We start from the raw sequence: 19,203 nt of genomic DNA, 5'->3' as shown, positions 1-19,203 counted from the left end.
GCATCGTATCTTAACTATGATTCGAGAAGGTTATTGTAACTTCTCCTTCACTTCCCCACATGTCAACATTTTATCTCCAAAATATGGGTTTCTAATTTTTTCCTGATCACTTAGCCAATATGCACCTTCGTTGTTGAATGCCATCGGACAGTATTCATAGAATGCATCCTTACCGCCTAATCCAAATGCTTTAATGCTTTTATATAAATTGTCGGATAACGTACTGAATGACTTGCGTTGTTCTTCGATGTCGGAACTCGACTGCATTTCTTTCAGGGAATTTTGAATGGGGGTGAGAAAAGTCATCCAGTCGTTGTGAGCAGCGCCCGTTAACAGCTTCATGTCAACAGATGCAACGGATTGGCTGGCACTATTTGCCTCAGCCTTTACTTTTTCAGCATTGGAAGAAACAAATGCTTCTTTCAAAGAAACGTACGATTCAAATACATTTCCCAATTGCTCTTGAAACTTTGGATCGACTTCAAACTGCGGCGCGCTGGCGTCTGCCACTTTCTTTTCTTCAGCAGGGGCTGCCGCTTCGTCCGAATGAGATTCATGAGTTTCAGTAGTTGCGTCCTCTTTTTTGCTGCCTGAACAATTGATGAGCAATGCGAAAGATATCGCCGCGAATAAAAGTGAAAATAAAATTGATTTGGTTTTCATGTTTATATGTGTTGAAGTGTTGGAGTTCTAAGTGTTGAAGTTTGTCGTAATTTGTAATTATCCATTAAAATATTAATGGTTATGTCCGGCCATTGGATCTGATCCTTTCTTAAGAACAATTTCTGAATATAAAAGATATGCACCTGTAACGGCAACTGTATCACTTTCAGTGAGGCCTTCAGTGATTTCTACCTGTTCAAATCCTTCGATCCCAGTCTTAACCATTCTCGGCCTAAAAGTATTACGTCCCGATTGGACATACACATGCGATCCTTTTCCATCGCGAATTACGGCATCTACGGGAAGGGCAATCGCCTCACGTGAACCACGCGTAAATAATACCTGTACCTGCTGCCCAGGCCTTAATTGCATACCTGGATTATTAATCATAGCGCGCATTATCAGGATTTGTGTTCCCGCCCTGAATTCCGGACTTAGGAAGGTCACTTCAGCCTCTGCGCGCGTGGACTCCGATCCGTTTACATTTACGGTAATCTTATCACCTAGTTTTACGATGGAAGCTTCGTTAGGATATAATTCTGCCTCCACCCAAAGAGAAGAAACATCTTCTATCCTGTAAAGTAAGGCACCTTCTTCCACGTATTGGCCTTCCGTTGCTTCTATGGTGACAACAATTCCAGTGGATGGACTCAAAAAAGTAATTCTTGGTTCCATTGAATTTCTGTTGAGCTGGTCAATTTGACTTTGCGTTAATCCGTAGCGTAACAGTTTACGGGTAGCTGCATCTAAAAATGACTTGTAACGTAACTCTGTTTTTCCAAGGGACTCATATTGATCTTTTGCGAGCAGATATTCCTGTTGTAAGGTTAGCAGTTGTTCACTGTACAGCACATATAGGGGCTGACCTTTTGCAACGGGTTGACCAGACTCCTTTACAAATAATTTCTCAATTCTTCCTGGCGCCCGGCTGCTGATGGCTTCACTTCGCTCCTCGTCGACGGCCAGTGTTCCATTGATGAACATCGTTTCACCTACTGACCTTTTACCAGCCCGTCGTGTAGTGATATTAGCCAACCGCATTTGTGTATCATTTAACATTAAGTCGTTGCTTTGGCCCAACGTTGATACTTCCACCAGCGTCATTCCACAAATCGGGCAGGTCCCCGGCTTGTCCTGCACAATTTGAGGGTGCATGGCACAGGTATATTTAGTCGTCGATGTCGACTTCGCATGTTCCGAATGCTCACCTGATTTCCCTTTTTGCTCACATGCCGCGAATAAGAACAACACGAATACAAAAATTAATATTTTTTTCATCCTACTGAATTGGTTTGATAAAGCTTTCACTATCGACCAGGTATTGAGCATTAAATGCGACTTCTTCTGACGAAGATAAGCCACTCACTACTTCTGTCAGTCCATCTGCATCTATGCCAGTCACGACTTTCTTCGGGGTCAGAACTTCTCGATTTTTGACAAACACTATTTTATCAGTCCCAAGATCCAGCACTGCCTCTTTTGGAATCCAAAGGGATTCCCTTGGCTCTAGTTCGATATTTGCTCGAACGAGCTGACCAATATAAAGGTCCCGGATCTTCTTTGCATACACGCGAATTTTTAGGAAGGTTTGACCCTCGTTAAAAAAAGGCTGAACAAAATTAACCGAAGCATGCTCAGTTTTTCCATTACCCAGATCTAGGGTAATTTTGTCGCCAACTTTTACCATTGCATTTTTTCCACCTGCGAGATCAAGTTCAATACGAAGCGCATTGGTGTTAACCAGCTTCAACAACGTCTGGCCTGATGAAACATAGTCGCCCTCACGAACAAGGCGCGCAGAAGCGACATTTGAATTAATGGAAGCTGATGGCGATGAACTTGACGATTTCGAACCCATCCCTCCCATTTCTCCGTCCGTTGAAGGGGTCTGAGTCATAACTTGCGAACCCGAAGGTACGGCGTCATTGATAATTACATATCCCTCATACGGGCTGTACACCCCCAAAACATCCGTCGGCCGCTGTTGCCTGATCAATTCCTCGAGTTGAGAGGATGATAATCCTAATAGTTCAAGCTTACGTTTTGCCCCCTTTACCAGGATATCGTTTGTGCTGTCATTTTTCATCAGGTAAAGCAGTTCACGCTGGGCTGTAATTATTTCGGGACTATAAATCTCTGCGATCTTTTGACCTTTGTGTACCCGTTGAAATTCATACTTTAAAAACATTTTTTCAATCCGGCCACCGAATCGTGCTGGAATCGTGTAGATATTCCGGGTATCATAAGTAACAATACCCACAGCTTCCAATGAGACTGGAACCGTCTTGTATGCGGGTTTTACAGTTTTAATGGAAGACACAACGGACTGGTTGGGCGATTTCATCAGCCTTGCCAAATCCTCCGTGATTTTTATCTCCTCACCGGGACGGGCCTTTCGTACGAGATCCATTCCACATACCGGACAGGTTCCAGGCTGGTCAGAAACAACAGTTGGATGCATAGGACAAGTATACACATCGGCATGGTCGGTGTGGTTATCACTTTTATTACATGAAGCAAGTAACAACAGCAGCAATGCTATTACTTTTATAAAACTATTTCTCCAGCGCTTTCTCATAACTTATGATCATATTGTAATAGGATTCAAGTTTGTTCAAATATTCCATTTGCGTCATGTTCAACGCTTCCCACCCGTCAATGACAATTGGTAATTGTTCGCGATTCTCTTCGTACGCCAATATCAAAGTCTCGTAATTTTTGCGCAACGCAGGAATAATTTTAGTATGATAGTTAGCTAGTTGCTTTTGCATGCTGCTCAATTGTGTTGCCATGCCTGCCAGCATGCCACGACTTTCTATCAGCACAGACTCTCGCTCTTTCCTCATGGCCTCAATATCATATTGCATTCCGCGCACTTCTGATTTATACATTTTAGATGACCACGGTGCAATCGGAATTGTTACCATCGCCATGGCTGAAAACTGGTTAGGCATACCCTGACCGCGTGGGTCCATGTGTTCCAGGCGAATTTTAAAATCAGGCTTTGCCTGAACCCGTTGAAATTGTTGATTGAGACGCATAACTTCAATGGACTGATTAATTTGTTTGACATCGCTTCGCCGTTCTCTTAAGGATGCCGTATCGTATGCAATCTCGTTGGGGTCAAAATGTACCGAGGTGGTCGTATCCACCATCATCGAATCGGTGGGATTAAGATTCATTAAAGATTTCAGTCGGTAACTACTCTCTTGTTTATCAGCGGCAGTCATCAGCATCATGTTTTGAACTTCATGCAGGCGTCCTTCAACTTTGTAAATGTTCCCTAAGCTACCCTGGTTGTACGGGTAACGTATGCGCGCAAGCTTCAACATCAATTCAATAATTCGCTCATTCTCTTTCAATACACTGTGCTTCTTTTCGGCGACCAACCATTTGTAGTAAAATGTTTTTGCTTCAGACCGTAAGGCATTATATTGAACGGCCCTAGCCTGTTGCTCTACTTTCGCTTTACTCGCATAATAATTGCGCTTTGCCTTTAACTTTGCCGGATTCGGAATATCTTGTTCAAGGTTAATCATAAACATTCCTTTTTCGGCCTCGCTCATTACAGTCTTGCCCGGATAAGGATACCAGTAAGGACCAACGCCTACCATAGGCGCCATCCAGCTTTTTGCGCCTTCAGCGTAGGCATCCAAGGCACGTACTTTATAATCATACTCCTGGAGCATCGGGTTTTGCCTGTCAATCACGGCAAGCAAACTGTCCAGCGTAACTACTTGTGCCTTTGCCTGAAATGTTAGTAAAACCAAAGTCGCCGAAACGAGTTTTACAAGGCGGCTGAATACGGTGAGCATATGAATTTCACCGCTCCTCCTTTCAATCTCTGCCTTCTGCTTCATGAGTATTTTCATAAACTTCTATTTTTCCAAATTTTCTTAATTCATATTCCTTCGTCATCAAAAAAATGAGTGGCGTTACTAATAAAATGTGAGTCGACGAGGTAAGCACGCCCCCGATCATGGGAAGAACAATGGGTTTCATCACATCGCTCCCTACACCGGTAGCCCACAATACAGGCACAAGACCAAATAAAGCGACACTTACCGTCATAAGTTTCGGCCGCAATCGTTTAGCTGCACCTGCAATTACAAATTCTCTAAGATCATCTCTTGAAATTTTTTCTCTTGAATTACCGCGAAGCTTCACTAACTGTTGCATGGCATCATTCAAATAGATCACCATGACAACGCCCGTTTCAACGGCAATACCAAATAAAGCTATAAACCCAACCGCTACGGCTACGGATAAATTGACACCATAAAAATAAACCATGTATGCACCGCCTATCAAAGCAAACGGCACCGTGATCAAGCTGAAAAAAGCTTCACGAATTGATTTGAATGCCAGATAAAGTGAAACGAAAATAATCAACATGACCACCGGAAGGATAACAAGCAATGTTCTTTCGCCGCGAATCAAATTTTCATATTGTCCACTCCATTCCAGATAGTAGCCATTGGGAAGTTCACCCATTTGTGAATTCAATTTTTCCATGGCTTCCTTTACCGTGCTCCCCAGATCACGATCACGAACGTTAAACAGCACGGCACCGCGAAGCATGGCATTTTCAGAAACGATCATTGGAGGGCCATCTTCAAACTTTATCTCAGCAACGGCAGATAATGGAACGGTGCCTCGATCAGGTGTCTGAATAGGGATACGTTTGAGTGATTCAATACTGTTTCTAAAATCCTGTGCGAGTCTGACATTGATGGAAAATCGTTGTCGCCCTTCAACAGTTTGGCCAACAGATGCACCTCCTATCGCCGATTCAACGATCATGTTAACATCATTGACTGAAAGTCCATAGCGACCGATCGCCTCCCGGTTGACATTGATAGAAAGGTACTTGCCTCCTGTAATCGGATCGACATACAAGTCTTTCACACCTTCGATTCCGCTTAAGGCCAATTTTACCCGTTCAGCTAAATGAGCAATACTATCGAGATCCTGGCCGTAAACTTTAACGCCTACATCGGTACGGATACCTGTTGCAAGCATATTGATTCTGTTAATAATAGGTTGTGTCCATCCATTGACAACCCCGGGGATTTGCATTTTAGCGTCCAGTTCATTGATGATATCTTTCTTAGTGAGTCCTTCCCGCCATTCTGATTTTGGTTTAAGCATGATAATCGTTTCAATCATGCTCAATGGTGAGTTATCTGTGGATGTACTTGCCCGCCCGGCTTTTCCCAACACCTTGTCAACTTCAGGCACTGACTTAATAATTTTGTCTTGCACCTGAAGGATTCGTTTTATTTCCTTGTTCGAAACATCTGGTAAAGTAACGGGCATAAAAAGAATAGACTGTTCATCTAATGCCGGCATAAACTCTCTACCCAAACTCATCAACAACGGCACACTGATCAATAATGCGAGTATGTTGACACCAATTGTTGTTTTTCTCCACTTCATACAAGCACGTATGATGGGTTCATATATGCGCTCCAGAAATCTGTTGATGGGATTTTTGTTTTCACCCGTAAATTTTCCTTTCATAAAAAATGAAATGATGACCGGCGCAAGCGTAATCACTAGAAATGCATCCACCAGCATAATGAACGTTTTCGTATAAGCCAACGGATGAAATAGCTTTCCTTCCTGACCTGTAAGCATGAAGACTGGTAAAAATGAAGTGATAATAATAATGGTGGAATAAAATACGCCACGCGAAACTTGCTTCGAAGATTTTTCAATAATCGCCAATCGCTCGGCCTCATCGATACTTGTGTAGTTCCTTGAAAATATTTTTTTAATCATAACTTATTTTCTGTTTCCGGATTTAATTCTGCAAAACGTGTTGATAAATTCTTATAAGAATTTTCGGCCATAATGATTCCGTTGTCAACAATTACCCCAATTGCCAGGGCAATACCCGTTAACGACATGATATTGGATGTGATACCGAAAGCATTTAACAAAATGAAACTCGTAGCAATGGTGATCGGAATCTGGATGATGATGCTGGCAGCGCTCCTCCAATGAAAAAGGAAAATGATTACCACTAGTGACACCACGATCATTTCTTCTACCAGCGTTGTCTTTATAGATGAGATCGATTCCTGGATGAGTTCACTTCGATCATAGATGACGTTGAATTTCATTCCTGAAGGGAAGCCTTTAGCGACTTCCTCCATTTTCTTCTTTATACCAGCAATCACCTCGTCTGCATTCTCACCGTAGCGCATGACAACGATACCACCCACGACTTCACCTTCTCCGTCGAGATCGAATATTCCAAGCCTACTTTCGCCTGTCATTTGTACGGTGCCGACATCGCCGATGCTTACGGGAGTAGCATTGACCGTCTTCACGGGAATATTTTCAATTTCCTCAACTGAGTTGAGATAGCCAGTGGTTTTGATAATGTAGCCGATGTCACTCAACTCGAACTTTCTGCCGCCGGCTTCATTGTTATTACTTCTTACGGATTGAATTACTTCTTGCGTGGATAATCCATAGTAGCTGAGTTTATTGGGATTGAGCGTTACCTGATACTGCTTTTGAAATCCCCCGAAGGAAGCGATTTCACTTACACCCGGTGCGTTTTGAAGGGCAAACTTTACATACCAATCCTGAATAGCGCGCTGTTCACCCAGATCCATACCAGGTGCATCGAGGGTATACCATAAGATATGACCTACACCCGTACCGTCAGGGCCAAGGGTTGGCGTTGCGCCTTCGGGTAACAATTTTGTGGCATAATTAAGGCGCTCTAAAACACGTTCTCGTGCCCAATAGACATCCGTATCGTCATTGAAGATGATATAAACGAAACTCATTCCAAACATCGAAGCACCCCGAACATATTTAACCTGAGGCAGACCTTGCAGGTTGGTAACCAACGGATAGGTTACCTGGTCTTCAATAATCTGGGGACTTCTACCCATCCACTCGGTAAAAACAATCACCTGGTTTTCAGAAAGATCAGGTATAGCGTCAATTTTGTTAATCTTTATGGAATAGACACCCCAGGCAAACAATCCCGCGGCAATTAGCAATACCAAAAATCTATTGCGCAGAGATATAGAAATTAATTTCTCAACCATAACTTAAATTCAAAACAATAAAAGGAATAAAGATCGCTGGAAAGAAAGCGATTAGAAGGAGCGCAGATGACTCCTCATACGGATTGACAAATCAAATAAGAAATACTTGGTGTGTAACGGTCAGATCATACGATCTCAGCGGTGGATCATAATCATGGTAGAATAATTTCGCTGAAGGGGCCTCTGGAATAATTTCCGATACCATCACTGAAGGAATTTCCAAATCTAAAAAAGGACCTGGAGAAATAGTAATATCTGAAAATGATACTTCAAAACCATCCCCCTCGTGTACAATGGTTTCATCATCGCAGCAGGGAGCAGTCTGATGTTTATGACAAGGTGGGAGCTTTTTTTCCATCGCACATTTCTCCACCTCGGAAAACAATGCCATATCTTGTATATCACCTGCACATAAATGAATTCCAAGTTTAAAGCTGCTGGAGGAAACCAACACCAATAAGGTCAGAGAAACAACCGATATGGTTTTAAGGAATTTCATTTATTTTCAAATATACGGTTTTGGGGCCAAACATGATTTATACTTTAAGCATAAGGTTTTACAAAATTCCATTTTCCGCTCATTCTCCCAATAAATTGTACTTTAAATGACCTGTTTTGCGTAGTTCCCGCTCCCGGATGTATCCGTAGAGCACCGGCAATACGATCAGTACAAACAGTGTGGATGTCAATAAACCAAACACAAAGGGAATGGTAATTGGTTTCATGATATCACTGCCTGCACCAGTCGCCACCAGGACTGGCAACAAACCAAAAATATCGACCAACACCGTCATGAGCTTGGGTCTTAAGCGTTGCACAGCGCCTTCATAAATTGCCTCTTCAATATGCTCTTTAGTAACGCTGCCGTCAATACCTTTTACTTTAAAATACAATGCATTGTTCAGGTAGACCAACATTAAAACACCGGTTTCAATGGCTACGCCAAACAAAGCGATAAAGCCGACGGCAACGGCAACGGAAAAATTCACATGAAAGAAATGCAAGGAATAAGCACCGCCCACCAACGCAACGGGGATACTGGTTAACACAATCAATACCTCACGCATACTCTTAAATGTAAAAAACAGTATGATTAAAATGATGATCAATACTACGGGAATAATAATCTTCAACCTGTTTTCTGCACGCACCTGGTTTTCATACTGGCCACTCCATTCCACATAATAACCATTAGGCAACTGTTTAACTGCTTCTTCCAGGCGATCTTTTGCATCCGCCACTGTATTTCCCATGTCCCTCCCACGAATATTAAATAGCAGAGTACCTCTTAACATAGCGTTTTCCGAATTAATCATGGGTGGCCCTTCCGTCAAAGTTATCTCTGCTACGGCCGACAATGGTATTGGTCCTAATGCAGGTGATTGAATTTGCAGCCTATGCAGTTGTTGAATGGTGCTTCGAAAGTCTTGAGCAAAGCGGACATTTACAGAAAAGCGTTCACGGGCTTCGATCGTCGTAGTGGCATTCATTCCGCCCAAAGCAGTTTCGACAAACATGTTAATGTCGTCTGCTGAAAGGCCGTATCTTCCAATTACATCTTTCTTAATTTTTATATCAATATATTTTCCGCCGACTATTGGTTCAACGTATAAATCGGCAACACCTTCAAGACCTTCAAGATGTTTTTTAAATTCCTGGGCAAGAACATTAATCGAATCGAGACTTTGCCCGTAGATCTTTACACCTACGTCTGTTCTAATGCCGGTTGAAAGCATGTTGATTCTGTTTACAATCGGCTGCGTCCAACTGTTGATGACTCCTGGAATAGTAAGCTGCTCATTCAATTCACGAATGATGTCGTCTTTTGTAATACCGCTGCGCCATTGATGCTGTGGTTTCAGAATAATAATAGTTTCAATCATGCTGATGGGTGCGTTGTCCGTTGCCGTATTTGCACGACCTGCTTTTCCCAACACGTTTTCGACCTCAGGATGAGACTTAATGATTTTATCCTGAACTTGCATGAGGCGCTTGGCTTCGTTGTTCGAAATGTCTGGCAACGTCACGGGCATGAACAACAAGGACCCTTCGTCCAATGGCGGCATGAACTCTGTTCCAAGATTTAACACGAGGGGAAGACTACCCAACACCAACGCCAACGCAAACGCCAGGGTCAGTTTCTTCCATCTTAAACACCACCTGATCACCGGGCCATAGATCCAGGTAAAAAACCGGCTAATCGGGTGTTTGCTTTCAGGGCGGATTTTTCCTTTCAGCAACAATACCATTAACACGGGCACAAGAATCACAGCGACAAGTCCCGAGCCGATCATGGCAAATGTTTTTGTCCAAACCAGCGGAGCAAATAATTTATGTTCCTGTCCCGTTAAAAACAATATCGGACTGAAAGAAATCAGCGTAACAAGAATAGAACTCACAACCGCCTTGCCAATAAGTTGTGACGATCGTTCAATTCTTCTTATCCTTTCTTCTTCGCTCATATCAGGTAGATTCCGTTTCCCCGCTCACAGATTTCATTGCATTTTCGACCATCACAATTCCTGCATCCACCAAGTCACCCACGGCCAATGCAACGCCAGAGAGCGACATGATGTTCGATGTGATTCCAAACCAGTTCATCATCATGAAGGCAAACAACACCGAAACCGGTATTGTGATCACAACGATCAACGCACTCCGTGCGTGCAGCAGAAAAATAAAGAGGACAACGGACACGACGATAATTTCCTCTGTCACTGCCTCACGCAAGGTGCCAATAGTTGCATCAATTAAATCAGACCGATCGTAGGCAGCCTTTATTGACACACCTGCAGGGAGCCCTTTTTTTACATCCTTGATTTTTTCTTTTACGCGATCAATAACGGCCATGGCGTTTTCGCCATATCGCATAATGACGATTCCTCCAACTTTCTCACCTTCGCCGTTTTCATCGACGATACCCAGCCGCAGTTCACCACCCATTTGAACGGTGCCTACATCTTTTATCTGGATTGGTGTTGTGTTTACTGTCTTAATTGGAATATTCCGAATCTCTTCGATATTTTTAATATAGCCAGTACTTTTAATAATGTACCCGATGTCCGACAATTCGAATTTGCGCCCACCCACTTCGTTATTATTCGCGCTGATAGCTTCTGTGACATCTGTTAAAGCGATGTTGTAATAACGAAGCTTAAGGGGATCTACAACAACCTGATATTGTTTTTGATATCCGCCGAAAGAGGCAACTTCACTTACCCCCTCTACTGTTTGAAGGGCAAAGCGTATATACCAATCCTGCAAAGCCCGAAGTTCACCAAGGTCGAATTCAGGAGCATCCAGTGTATACCAATATACATGCCCTAAGCCGGTGCCATCGGGGCCTACTGTTGGAACTACATCTGCAGGTAGCAGTCGCGTTGCATAATTTAATCGCTCCAGGACACGTGCACGCGCCCAGTAGATATCGACGTCGTCCTGAAAAATCACAAAGATGAAACTCATTCCGAACATGCTGGCTCCCCGGATGTTTTTGATTTTAGGAATACCTTGCAAGTTGCTCGTCAGGGGGTAAGTCACCTGATCTTCTATGATCTGTGGATTGCGACCCATCCATTCCGTAAAAATGATTACCTGATTTTCAGACAAATCGGGAATGGCATCCACAGGCGTATTGATCACCGAATAAATTCCATATATGGTCATGGAGAGGTAAAGAATGATCACAATCATTTTATTACGAATTGACCAATGGATAAGCTTGCTGATCATTACATTTTTAAACGTGCTATGATTAAAGGACTTAAGTCAATCTGGTTCGAAACATGTGGGATAGCGTTACAAGTGACAATCTGACCAGCACCGGCATTCTTCAATTCAACAAACGATTCCTCACAAAATAAAGCATGCACTCCTACGCAAACGGGCGCCTCATATTCGCTTCCCGCAAATGTTTAACAGCAGCAATCATGGTACGTGCCGTTGAAATAATATCATCCACCAACACAGGTGTATGACTTCGAAACGGAGCCACATCCGGGAAGGATACTGACACACTTCGATCTCCATACCGTTGCTTCTCCAAAACAAGGTACGGAGCATTTGCATTCTTTGCTACGATAGAAACCCATTGCTCGCTCTCACTGTCAGGTCCAATTAAAACGGGCAACGGAACAGATGCTCTTATCCATTCCGAAATCAGTGGTGCTGCATGCAATGCGTGGCACGGTACGGCGTAAATTTCTGCCATAGAGCTTCTTCGGTGAAGATGCGGATCAATCGTAATAAGTTCATCAATACATGCAGAAAGAAATGCTGCAAAATATGTTGAAGTAACAGCTTCACCGGGTTGAAACTGTTTGTCCTGCCGCATGTACGCGAGATATGGAGAAACCAAAGTGATTTTTTTTGCGCCCGAATCTCTCAACAGGCGTAACAGAAAAACCAAGGCAAGAAATTTCGTATCCGGCCGATCCAAAGCGGCAACCACAATAATTTCCTTCCCATTCACATCAGTTAATACGCGAACATATGATTCTCCATCGGGAAAATTTCGAATGGTGATTGCAGCTCTTTCAATTTTCAGGGCCGCACCTATTTTATCCGTCATCAACTCATTACCGGGAAAGGAAATCAAAAGCCGGCTCATATAATGCTAATGATGTGATTAACAGATTCCGCGTAATTTCTAGCGTATAACAATTCACCTTCGGACTCCGCATGAATGGTGTACAATACATCGCCTTTGTCGACATGCTTACCAAGCGGAGCATAGAATTCTAACCCGGAGGCTGGTGATTTGGGGGCACCGGCCAGCTTTGCAACTCTCGCCAGCGTACGGTTATCGATTGAAGCAATCATTCCCTTGTGATCTGCTAAAACATCGTATTGAAATTTTGCACGGGGTGGCAATCTAAAACCACCTTGCGCTTCGCATATCCTCATAAATTTCTGATATGCCTTACCTGATTCAAGTACTTCAACAGCTTGCGCCAAGCCTTTTCCTTCCGACCATTGGCCACTGAGTTCCAGCAAAGCTCCCGCTAGTTCAAGCGAGCGTTCCCGAAGGGTGTGGGAGGCAACCGTATTGTTTTTTAGCACGTCCAGAATATCGTGCGCTTCTAACGCTGGGCCTATGCCTTTTCCAACAGGTTGTGAGCCATCAGTAATAATGGTTTTAACTATTAGACCGATGGCTTTGCCAACACTTTCCATCTGGTGTTGCAAGTACTCTGCTGATTGGCGGCTTCTCACTTTAGCAGTCTCACCCACCGGGATATCGATGATAACATGTGTCGAACCTGCCGCGGCTTTTTTGGAGAGGACCGACGCGATCATTTGCCCTTCACTGTCAACATTCAGCGCTTTCTCCACCGAAATCAGGATGTCATCAACTGGGCTTAACTGTACCGTTCCACCCCATACAACACAACCACCTTCAGCCTCTACGACCTTACGCATCTGATCAATTGTTAATGCAACAGGCGCCATCGTTTCCATGGTGTCTGCGGTACCAGCGGGCGAAGTAATTGCACGCGACGAGGTTTTTGGAATCATCAATCCACAAGCTGCAACAATACTCACGACGATCGGCGTGGTTCTATTTCCGGGCAAGCCTCCTACGCAATGTTTATCAAATACAAGACTGCTGGACCAATTTAATTTTTCCCCTGTGTTGATCATCGCTTTTGTGAGTCCGGTTATTTCATTCAGCGAAAGATTTTTGTTAACACATGAGGTTATAAACGCCGCTAACTCGATGTTTGAGTACCGCCCTCCGGCAATATCATTCACAATTTCAGCGAGGGATGCTTCGTTCAATTCATTGCCATACATTTTTGCCCTTACTTTTTTAAACGATTCTATAGGATTGAGGTGTGAAACGCGAATGCTATCGCCCGTTTTCACGCCCAACCGTTTCATTGCTTCTATAGATAATCCGGCTTCCCCATGGGAAATGATTTCAGACGTAACCACATTTAGTGTAGCGATGATGCTCTTTTTTCCGTTAGTAACAACGATACGGGTAAGCGCCGTAAATCCTTCTGAAAGGCATACTTCGCAATCATAACGCATGAAAAGTATATTTTCCCGGTAGGTATCAATCCCGATATTTTTTACACGGAGTTGATTTAAGTTCTGGTTTTCCTTTGTCATTCTAGGATAGCGTGCCATTTCAAGGCACAAAAAATATCTAGCGCCAATTTAAAAACGAATGTAACAAATGAAATGAATAGAATGACAGGCGAAAAAATGATTATTATCAGCTTGTAAGAAATAGGAGGCATGAAATTGAATAGGCTATAATTCCCTATTTTTGCTCCATGACATATTATGCGACACTTTCGGAAGCTTTGAATGCGTTAAAGAACCGCGGTTATCGCGAGGATTTTAATTTGAAACCCCATTGCATTGAATGCGCATCGTTGTCGCTGGAATTACATCCTGAAAATTTTACTGTGGACGAATTCCATCGGTTTGAGGGAATGTCAAATCCTGACGACAATAGCATTGTCTTCGCCATATCTTCCAAGGATGGCATTAAAGGAACGTTAGTTGATGCTTATGGCATGTACGCCGACAATCTATCAGAATCGATGATAAAAAAATTGGCTATTAAACGTTGACACTATCCTTAAGGAATTGAGTAGCAACATCCGTGAGACTAACAAAAAAGCCAAAGGGAATTTAATCTCTTCGGCCTTTTAGTTCTTCCAAATCGCTAAGACTAAACTTTTTCGATTTTATATCCCGCTTTTTCGACAGCGTCTTTGATCTCGGATTCGCTAGCTTCACCCGATACACTCAATATTTTTGAAGGGTCGGCAATGTCAACCTTCCAATTGTCCTTTCCTGCCGCCTCATTTAGATATGGTGTTACTTTCTCTATACATCCCGAGCATTTAATGTTCGTTTTAAACTTAATTGTTTCCATTTTTATATTGATTAAGAATCTATCCTGTTTATTCCTCGACTTTGTATCCAGCTTTTTCGATTGCCTGAATAACTGCCGCACGTGTCAATCCATTTTTCAACTCAATTTCTGCACGCGCAGGCTCTATACGCTTCAAAGACGCGCCTAAATTTTTTAGGGTGTTTGTAACCGTTAGTTGACAATGTGAGCTCTTCATGTTCGGGATCTTTAAACTTATTGTTTCCATAATTAATGATTTTAATTCTACCCATATAACGCATTACTACCCGTAAAAGCTTTACAAAATCCCTCGTAACATTTACATGATTTAGTATTTTGTTTACAGAACAATTGTCAGGCATATGGAGGCAATCATAACGCCAACAGCTAATAATAATATCCGGTTCCTGTTTTTCATAGCTGATTTTTAATGAAAACAAAGGTAGCCGTTACGGCGGGTGTACATGTTATACTTTAACAAGGTTTGATTATAACATTACCAGTTCGAGGCTCTTTCAATCGACACGTTACTTTCAACCAGAAAAGGTTAATTATATTTTTGCCACCCGTAATCGCAGACTATTTCCTACCACACTCACCGAACTCAACGCCATGGCAGCACCGGCAATCATTGGATCAAGTAGAAATCCATTCACGGGATATAAGATGCCTGCTGCTATGGGTATTCCGATTACATTGTAAATGAAGGCCCAGAATAAATTCTGCCGAATACCCCTGACTGTTTTTGTCGAAAGATTAAGTGCCTTAGGTATCGATTGAAGGTCGGAAGTGATTAACGTCATTTTTGCAACATCCATCGCAATATCTGACCCTTTCCCCATGGCAATGCTAACATCAGCCTGGGCTAACGCATGCGAATCGTTTATGCCATCACCAACCATCGCTACGATTTTTCCGGCATTTTGGAGTTGTTTAACAAAATCAGCTTTATCAGAGGGAAGTACTTCAGCCTTATAATGTTTCAGTTCCAACTGTTCCGCTACTGCTCGTGCCGTTTGTTCATTATCACCCGTGAGCATGTAAACGTCAATACCTTTGTCTTGCAAAGATTTAATTGCTGCCTTTGAAGTAGTTTTAATTTTATCGGCGATGGCTATGATTGCCAATACCGTTTCACTGTTCGTAAAGTAAACAACTGTTTTCGCTTCGTCTTGTAATCGTGATGCCACCGTTGTAAGATCGGGGGTTAACAGAATGGAATTTTCATCCAACAGTTTTTTATTGCCGATGAAATAATTCATTCCATTAACATAGCCTTTCACCCCACGAGCAGTCAGGCTCTCGAACGATTCGAGCGCAACTCCTTTTATACCTTCTTCTTTTAATCGTGATACTACCGCTTCTGCCAGCGGATGTTCCGATTGTGCTTCCAGTGTATATAAAATGTCTTTATAAAGTTTGACGTCGCCTTGACCTTGCCATACGAAATCGGTAACGACAGGTTTACCTTCGGTGATTGTGCCGGTTTTATCGAGAATAACGGCCGTCACCTTATGCGCCAGTTCTAAACTTTCGGCATCCTTGATCAAAATATTATTTTCAGCTCCTTTTCCAACGCCAACCATAATGGCCGTTGGCGTTGCTAAGCCAAGCGCACAAGGACATGCAATGACCAGTACCGTTACCGAAGTTAATAGTGCATGCGTAAAAGCATTGTCACCACCGAAAATCATCCATGTAATAAAAGTAAGGACGGCAATTCCCATGACGACCGGGACAAATATTCCAGCTATTTTATCCACAAGTTTCTGAACGGGAGCTTTACTTCCTTGCGCTTGCTGCACCATCTTGATGATCTGCGCCAGTATCGTATCTCCACCTACTTTTTCAGCTTCAAATTGAAAGCTCCCTTTTTGGTTGATCGTCCCCGCAAATACTTTTTCCCCCGCTGTCTTTTCCACAGGTATTGGTTCGCCGGAGATCATACTCTCATCAACATACGATGAGCCACTCACAACGGTACCGTCAACAGGGATTTTCTCACCGGGCCGCACCATAATCGTGTGCTCTACTTTTACTGCTGAAATTGGTACTTCCTGTTCCGTACCTTCCACCATTATCCTTACGGTTTTGGGTTGCAATCCCATCAGTTTTTTAATGGCCGAAGATGTATTGGACTTCGCTTTTTCTTCCAAAAGCTTTCCAAGCGAGATAAAAGCAATTACCACTGCCGCCGCTTCAAAATAAACGTGTGCATGTAAACCACGTGCATGCCAAAAGTCAGGAAAGAATGTATTAAAGGTGCTGAACAGAAACGCGATACCGGTTGACAAAGCTACTAACGTATCCATATTTGCCTTGCGGTGGCGAGCCTGTTTCCACGCGTTGATAAAAAAGCTTCTGCCAAAATAAAACACCACCGGCGCCGAAAGTATCATGGAGATGTAATTGCCATATGGCATATCCATAAAAAACATCCCGATGATTACTACCGGTAGGGCGAGAATAGAAGACCAGATTGTTCTGCGTTTGACTTCTTCGTAATGCTTTCGTTGAGATTCCTCCTGAACGGCCTGTGGATCTTCAACATCGACTACCAAATCGTAGCCGATAGATCGTACCGAATTTTGCAGATCAACCGGTTTGGCAATGGCGCTATCATATTCAACCCAAGCGGTTTGATTGGCAAAGTTGACGCCAGCGTCCTTGACCCCGGCCGTTGCCTTTAACATGGACTCAACGCTTACTGCACAAGCTGCACAAGTCATCTCCAGCACTGGAAAGCTTTCCCGCACAATATGACTTTTTCTAATTTTACCGGATGTTAGCGTGGCTGTAGTCATAGTTTCAAATTTATGATTCTGTGTACTACAATTATACACTATCCGCAGCCTTTTAGTTTTACACTATTCAGGCATTCCTTTACAAGATTCATGGGGGAGCAATGGCGCTCTGAGAATTCAAAAAAACGAAAAAAAAGCGCCGGAGACTGAGAATACTACATTCTCTGCTTCTCCTGACGCTGGGGTCAATCATTATCTGGAACTGCCTATTCGGTTTTCATCTGCGGAAACATCCGCAAGTATCAGTAATACAAATATACCGCCGTTTCACTGGTTTGTTTACCAGTCGCTGTGCGTTTGCCTACGAGTCCATCGGCTCTGAATTCATAGGATAACTCATAGAGAAGGTCGACGCCATTTTCTTCTACCCTATAGGTTGATGGAAGCTTGGTCTGCGTCTTCACGGTAGGTAGAATGTCGACCATCGGGAATGGATTAGCTGCATCGATGTATCCTTCATAGGTACGTGTGGATAGCAGGATTGGTTCGTCTCCATCTGGAGCAGGGACATAGGTCAATGCTCTGTACAAATTGCCGTCGGTAAAGTAAAGGTATCCCAGTAATGTACCCAGCTTAAACTGTCCATCAGGCTGCTTATAGTAGGTTGCTGTTGCTGAAACGTTTCCAAAATCGTCGTAGTCATATTCGGTGTAAGATTTCAATTCACCATAATTTATATTTTCAGATTTTATAATACGGTTGTTCTGCCACGTAAAAACTTCATCGATGTTAGGGTATTTGTTGATTTTCTCCACCTCACCTGCCGCATTATAAAAATAGGTTTCAGTTCGTGTGCTTTTTGCAGGTGTAGCACTTTCAACATGCACTTTGTGAATTCTTCCTAATGCATCGTACTCGATCGATCTTTTCAGACCCCAGGTACCAGCAGCTATTTCGTATCCCTTTGGTTTGTTTTCGAGTTCATCATCACTGATCTTAAAAATCTCTTTCACTTTTGTTCCCTTCTGAATATTTCCTTCTGTTTGAGCAATATTGAAATCAATTTCAAATTCTCCATTAACCGTACCGTTGTCCACCGGAATTACTTTGAACGAAATTACACTAGCTCCCGGAATTGCAGCCAAGGATAACCTCCCATTTTCTAAGGCCGGTTCCGTAATGTAATGTTGGCCATATATCGCTTTTTCTGAATGTGATGTGATAAATATCTGGCCGTCCGCACCAGCAGACTCGGACACATGTAACTGAAGGGTGTAACCATCTACATTGGTTTCTTTGATGGTAACGTTCACAGGGATAAAATTAACAACACTTAACGGCGATGTTGATTCATCATCTTGTATAGTCAGGGTCAATTTGCTCTGGTTTCCTATCAAAAAATCTCCAAGAACTTCTTTCAAGGTAAAATCAACCTGTTTGCTTGCGTTTACAGCAAAATCATTTTCAGGTTTTAAAGTGAAGGATGCTGATGAATCATTTTTCTCTACATACAACGATACCACGCCATTCACAGCTGCTGGTACCGTATTGAAATACTTTGCGTGTTCTGTGTCGACGGCAATTTGAATTTTACCATCCTGGCTCGCCGGCCTGTTAAAATCTATTACAATTTTTCTTTCGTTGGAGTTTTCAGGAATGGTTAATCCGGAATCGGCAAATTGGACTAATACTTTGGAGGGATTTTCCTGTTCATCGTCAGAACAGCTTACCATAGAAACCGAGAAGGGAATGATTAGCAAAAGCCTTAATAATAAATTTTTCATGAGTGATAGATACTTGGAGTTGTAATTGACTTCGTTCGTCCGGATTAGTTTTAAGAATAAATTGT

16 protein-coding genes are annotated in these 19,203 nt (G+C 42.8%); 1 reads left to right on the top strand and 15 read right to left on the bottom strand.

Annotated features, from left to right (window positions below; translation table 11 throughout):
* Positions 1-30: 30 nt before the first annotated feature.
* The 11 genes from P2W71_RS10250 to P2W71_RS10200 form a co-directional block, all read right to left on the bottom strand.
* Positions 31-663 (bottom strand): DUF3347 domain-containing protein, encoded by a 633-nt coding sequence (locus P2W71_RS10250; RefSeq protein ID WP_276370487.1) that lies wholly within the window; start codon positions 661-663, stop codon positions 31-33.
* A gap of 72 nt (positions 664-735) precedes the next feature.
* The gene (locus P2W71_RS10245; protein ID WP_276370486.1) at positions 736-1,941 is read right to left on the bottom strand and encodes an efflux RND transporter periplasmic adaptor subunit; all 1,206 of its coding nucleotides are present in this window, start codon (positions 1,939-1,941) and stop codon (positions 736-738) included.
* A gap of 1 nt (position 1,942) precedes the next feature.
* On the bottom strand, positions 1,943-3,241 hold the full coding sequence (locus tag P2W71_RS10240) for an efflux RND transporter periplasmic adaptor subunit (RefSeq protein WP_276370485.1): 1,299 nt from the start codon (positions 3,239-3,241) through the stop codon (positions 1,943-1,945).
* A complete protein-coding gene (locus tag P2W71_RS10235; protein ID WP_276370484.1) occupies positions 3,219-4,535 on the bottom strand; it encodes a TolC family protein in 1,317 nt (438 codons plus the stop codon). The genes P2W71_RS10240 and P2W71_RS10235 overlap by 23 nt, the downstream gene beginning before the upstream one ends.
* Positions 4,501-6,447 (bottom strand): efflux RND transporter permease subunit, encoded by a 1,947-nt coding sequence (locus tag P2W71_RS10230; protein ID WP_276370481.1) that lies wholly within the window; start codon positions 6,445-6,447, stop codon positions 4,501-4,503. The genes P2W71_RS10235 and P2W71_RS10230 overlap by 35 nt, the downstream gene beginning before the upstream one ends.
* Entirely contained in the window at positions 6,444-7,736 is a 1,293-nt protein-coding gene (locus P2W71_RS10225; protein ID WP_276370478.1) for an efflux RND transporter permease subunit, read from the bottom strand. Before P2W71_RS10225 ends, P2W71_RS10230 begins: the two co-directional genes overlap by 4 nt.
* 91 nt (positions 7,737-7,827) lie before the next feature.
* Complete coding sequence (locus tag P2W71_RS10220; RefSeq protein ID WP_276370476.1) at positions 7,828-8,235, bottom strand: hypothetical protein; 408 nt, start codon at positions 8,233-8,235, stop codon at positions 7,828-7,830.
* 79 nt (positions 8,236-8,314) lie between these two features.
* The gene (locus P2W71_RS10215; RefSeq protein ID WP_276370473.1) at positions 8,315-10,198 is read right to left on the bottom strand and encodes an efflux RND transporter permease subunit; all 1,884 of its coding nucleotides are present in this window, start codon (positions 10,196-10,198) and stop codon (positions 8,315-8,317) included.
* A 1-nt stretch (position 10,199) separates the two neighbouring features.
* A complete protein-coding gene (locus tag P2W71_RS10210) occupies positions 10,200-11,468 on the bottom strand; it encodes an efflux RND transporter permease subunit (RefSeq protein WP_276370470.1) in 1,269 nt (422 codons plus the stop codon).
* Between the two features lie 142 nt (positions 11,469-11,610).
* Positions 11,611-12,345 (bottom strand): ribose-phosphate diphosphokinase, encoded by a 735-nt coding sequence (locus P2W71_RS10205; RefSeq protein ID WP_276370467.1) that lies wholly within the window; start codon positions 12,343-12,345, stop codon positions 11,611-11,613.
* Entirely contained in the window at positions 12,342-13,853 is a 1,512-nt protein-coding gene (locus P2W71_RS10200; protein ID WP_276370464.1) for a thymidine phosphorylase family protein, read from the bottom strand. Before P2W71_RS10200 ends, P2W71_RS10205 begins: the two co-directional genes overlap by 4 nt.
* Positions 13,854-14,020: 167 nt before the next feature.
* Here P2W71_RS10200 and P2W71_RS10195 point away from each other — a divergent pair, with 167 nt between their 5' ends.
* Positions 14,021-14,323: a phosphoribosylpyrophosphate synthetase gene (locus P2W71_RS10195; RefSeq protein WP_276370462.1), complete on the top strand. Its 303-nt coding sequence runs from the start codon at positions 14,021-14,023 to the stop codon at positions 14,321-14,323.
* A 101-nt stretch (positions 14,324-14,424) separates the two neighbouring features.
* Here P2W71_RS10195 and P2W71_RS10190 read toward each other — a convergent pair whose 3' ends face one another.
* The 4 genes from P2W71_RS10190 to P2W71_RS10175 form a co-directional block, all read right to left on the bottom strand.
* Positions 14,425-14,631, bottom strand: a complete 207-nt coding sequence (locus P2W71_RS10190) for a cation transporter (protein ID WP_276370460.1) — start codon at positions 14,629-14,631, stop codon at positions 14,425-14,427.
* 28 nt (positions 14,632-14,659) lie between these two features.
* A complete protein-coding gene (locus tag P2W71_RS10185; RefSeq protein WP_276370458.1) occupies positions 14,660-14,857 on the bottom strand; it encodes a heavy-metal-associated domain-containing protein in 198 nt (65 codons plus the stop codon).
* Between the two features lie 304 nt (positions 14,858-15,161).
* Positions 15,162-17,414 (bottom strand): heavy metal translocating P-type ATPase, encoded by a 2,253-nt coding sequence (locus tag P2W71_RS10180; RefSeq protein WP_276370455.1) that lies wholly within the window; start codon positions 17,412-17,414, stop codon positions 15,162-15,164.
* A gap of 242 nt (positions 17,415-17,656) precedes the next feature.
* Complete coding sequence (locus P2W71_RS10175; RefSeq protein WP_276370453.1) at positions 17,657-19,138, bottom strand: hypothetical protein; 1,482 nt, start codon at positions 19,136-19,138, stop codon at positions 17,657-17,659.
* Between the last annotated feature and the right edge of the window lie 65 nt (positions 19,139-19,203).

It is taken from the genome of Chryseolinea sp. H1M3-3 (assembly GCF_029360725.1).
Classification (GTDB): Bacteria; Bacteroidota; Bacteroidia; order Cytophagales; family Cyclobacteriaceae; genus Chryseolinea.
Note: the sequence above shows the minus strand (reverse complement) of the source record. Positions and strands in the feature narration are given on the sequence as shown.

What these genes read in the sequence shown, in the direction of transcription:
- P2W71_RS10250 (WP_276370487.1), bottom strand. Translation starts at nt 663, where the DNA reads ATGAAAACCAAATCAATTTTATTTTCACTTTTATTCGCGGCGATATCT.
- P2W71_RS10245 (WP_276370486.1), bottom strand. Translation starts at nt 1,941, where the DNA reads ATGAAAAAAATATTAATTTTTGTATTCGTGTTGTTCTTATTCGCGGCA.
- P2W71_RS10240 (WP_276370485.1), bottom strand. Translation starts at nt 3,241, where the DNA reads ATGAGAAAGCGCTGGAGAAATAGTTTTATAAAAGTAATAGCATTGCTG.
- P2W71_RS10235 (WP_276370484.1), bottom strand. Translation starts at nt 4,535, where the DNA reads ATGAAAATACTCATGAAGCAGAAGGCAGAGATTGAAAGGAGGAGCGGT.
- P2W71_RS10230 (WP_276370481.1), bottom strand. Translation starts at nt 6,447, where the DNA reads ATGATTAAAAAAATATTTTCAAGGAACTACACAAGTATCGATGAGGCC.
- P2W71_RS10225 (WP_276370478.1), bottom strand. Translation starts at nt 7,736, where the DNA reads ATGGTTGAGAAATTAATTTCTATATCTCTGCGCAATAGATTTTTGGTA.
- P2W71_RS10220 (WP_276370476.1), bottom strand. Translation starts at nt 8,235, where the DNA reads ATGAAATTCCTTAAAACCATATCGGTTGTTTCTCTGACCTTATTGGTG.
- P2W71_RS10215 (WP_276370473.1), bottom strand. Translation starts at nt 10,198, where the DNA reads ATGAGCGAAGAAGAAAGGATAAGAAGAATTGAACGATCGTCACAACTT.
- P2W71_RS10210 (WP_276370470.1), bottom strand. Translation starts at nt 11,468, where the DNA reads ATGATCAGCAAGCTTATCCATTGGTCAATTCGTAATAAAATGATTGTG.
- P2W71_RS10205 (WP_276370467.1), bottom strand. Translation starts at nt 12,345, where the DNA reads ATGAGCCGGCTTTTGATTTCCTTTCCCGGTAATGAGTTGATGACGGAT.
- P2W71_RS10200 (WP_276370464.1), bottom strand. Translation starts at nt 13,853, where the DNA reads ATGACAAAGGAAAACCAGAACTTAAATCAACTCCGTGTAAAAAATATC.
- P2W71_RS10195 (WP_276370462.1), top strand. Translation starts at nt 14,021, where the DNA reads ATGACATATTATGCGACACTTTCGGAAGCTTTGAATGCGTTAAAGAAC.
- P2W71_RS10190 (WP_276370460.1), bottom strand. Translation starts at nt 14,631, where the DNA reads ATGGAAACAATTAAGTTTAAAACGAACATTAAATGCTCGGGATGTATA.
- P2W71_RS10185 (WP_276370458.1), bottom strand. Translation starts at nt 14,857, where the DNA reads ATGGAAACAATAAGTTTAAAGATCCCGAACATGAAGAGCTCACATTGT.
- P2W71_RS10180 (WP_276370455.1), bottom strand. Translation starts at nt 17,414, where the DNA reads ATGACTACAGCCACGCTAACATCCGGTAAAATTAGAAAAAGTCATATT.
- P2W71_RS10175 (WP_276370453.1), bottom strand. Translation starts at nt 19,138, where the DNA reads ATGAAAAATTTATTATTAAGGCTTTTGCTAATCATTCCCTTCTCGGTT.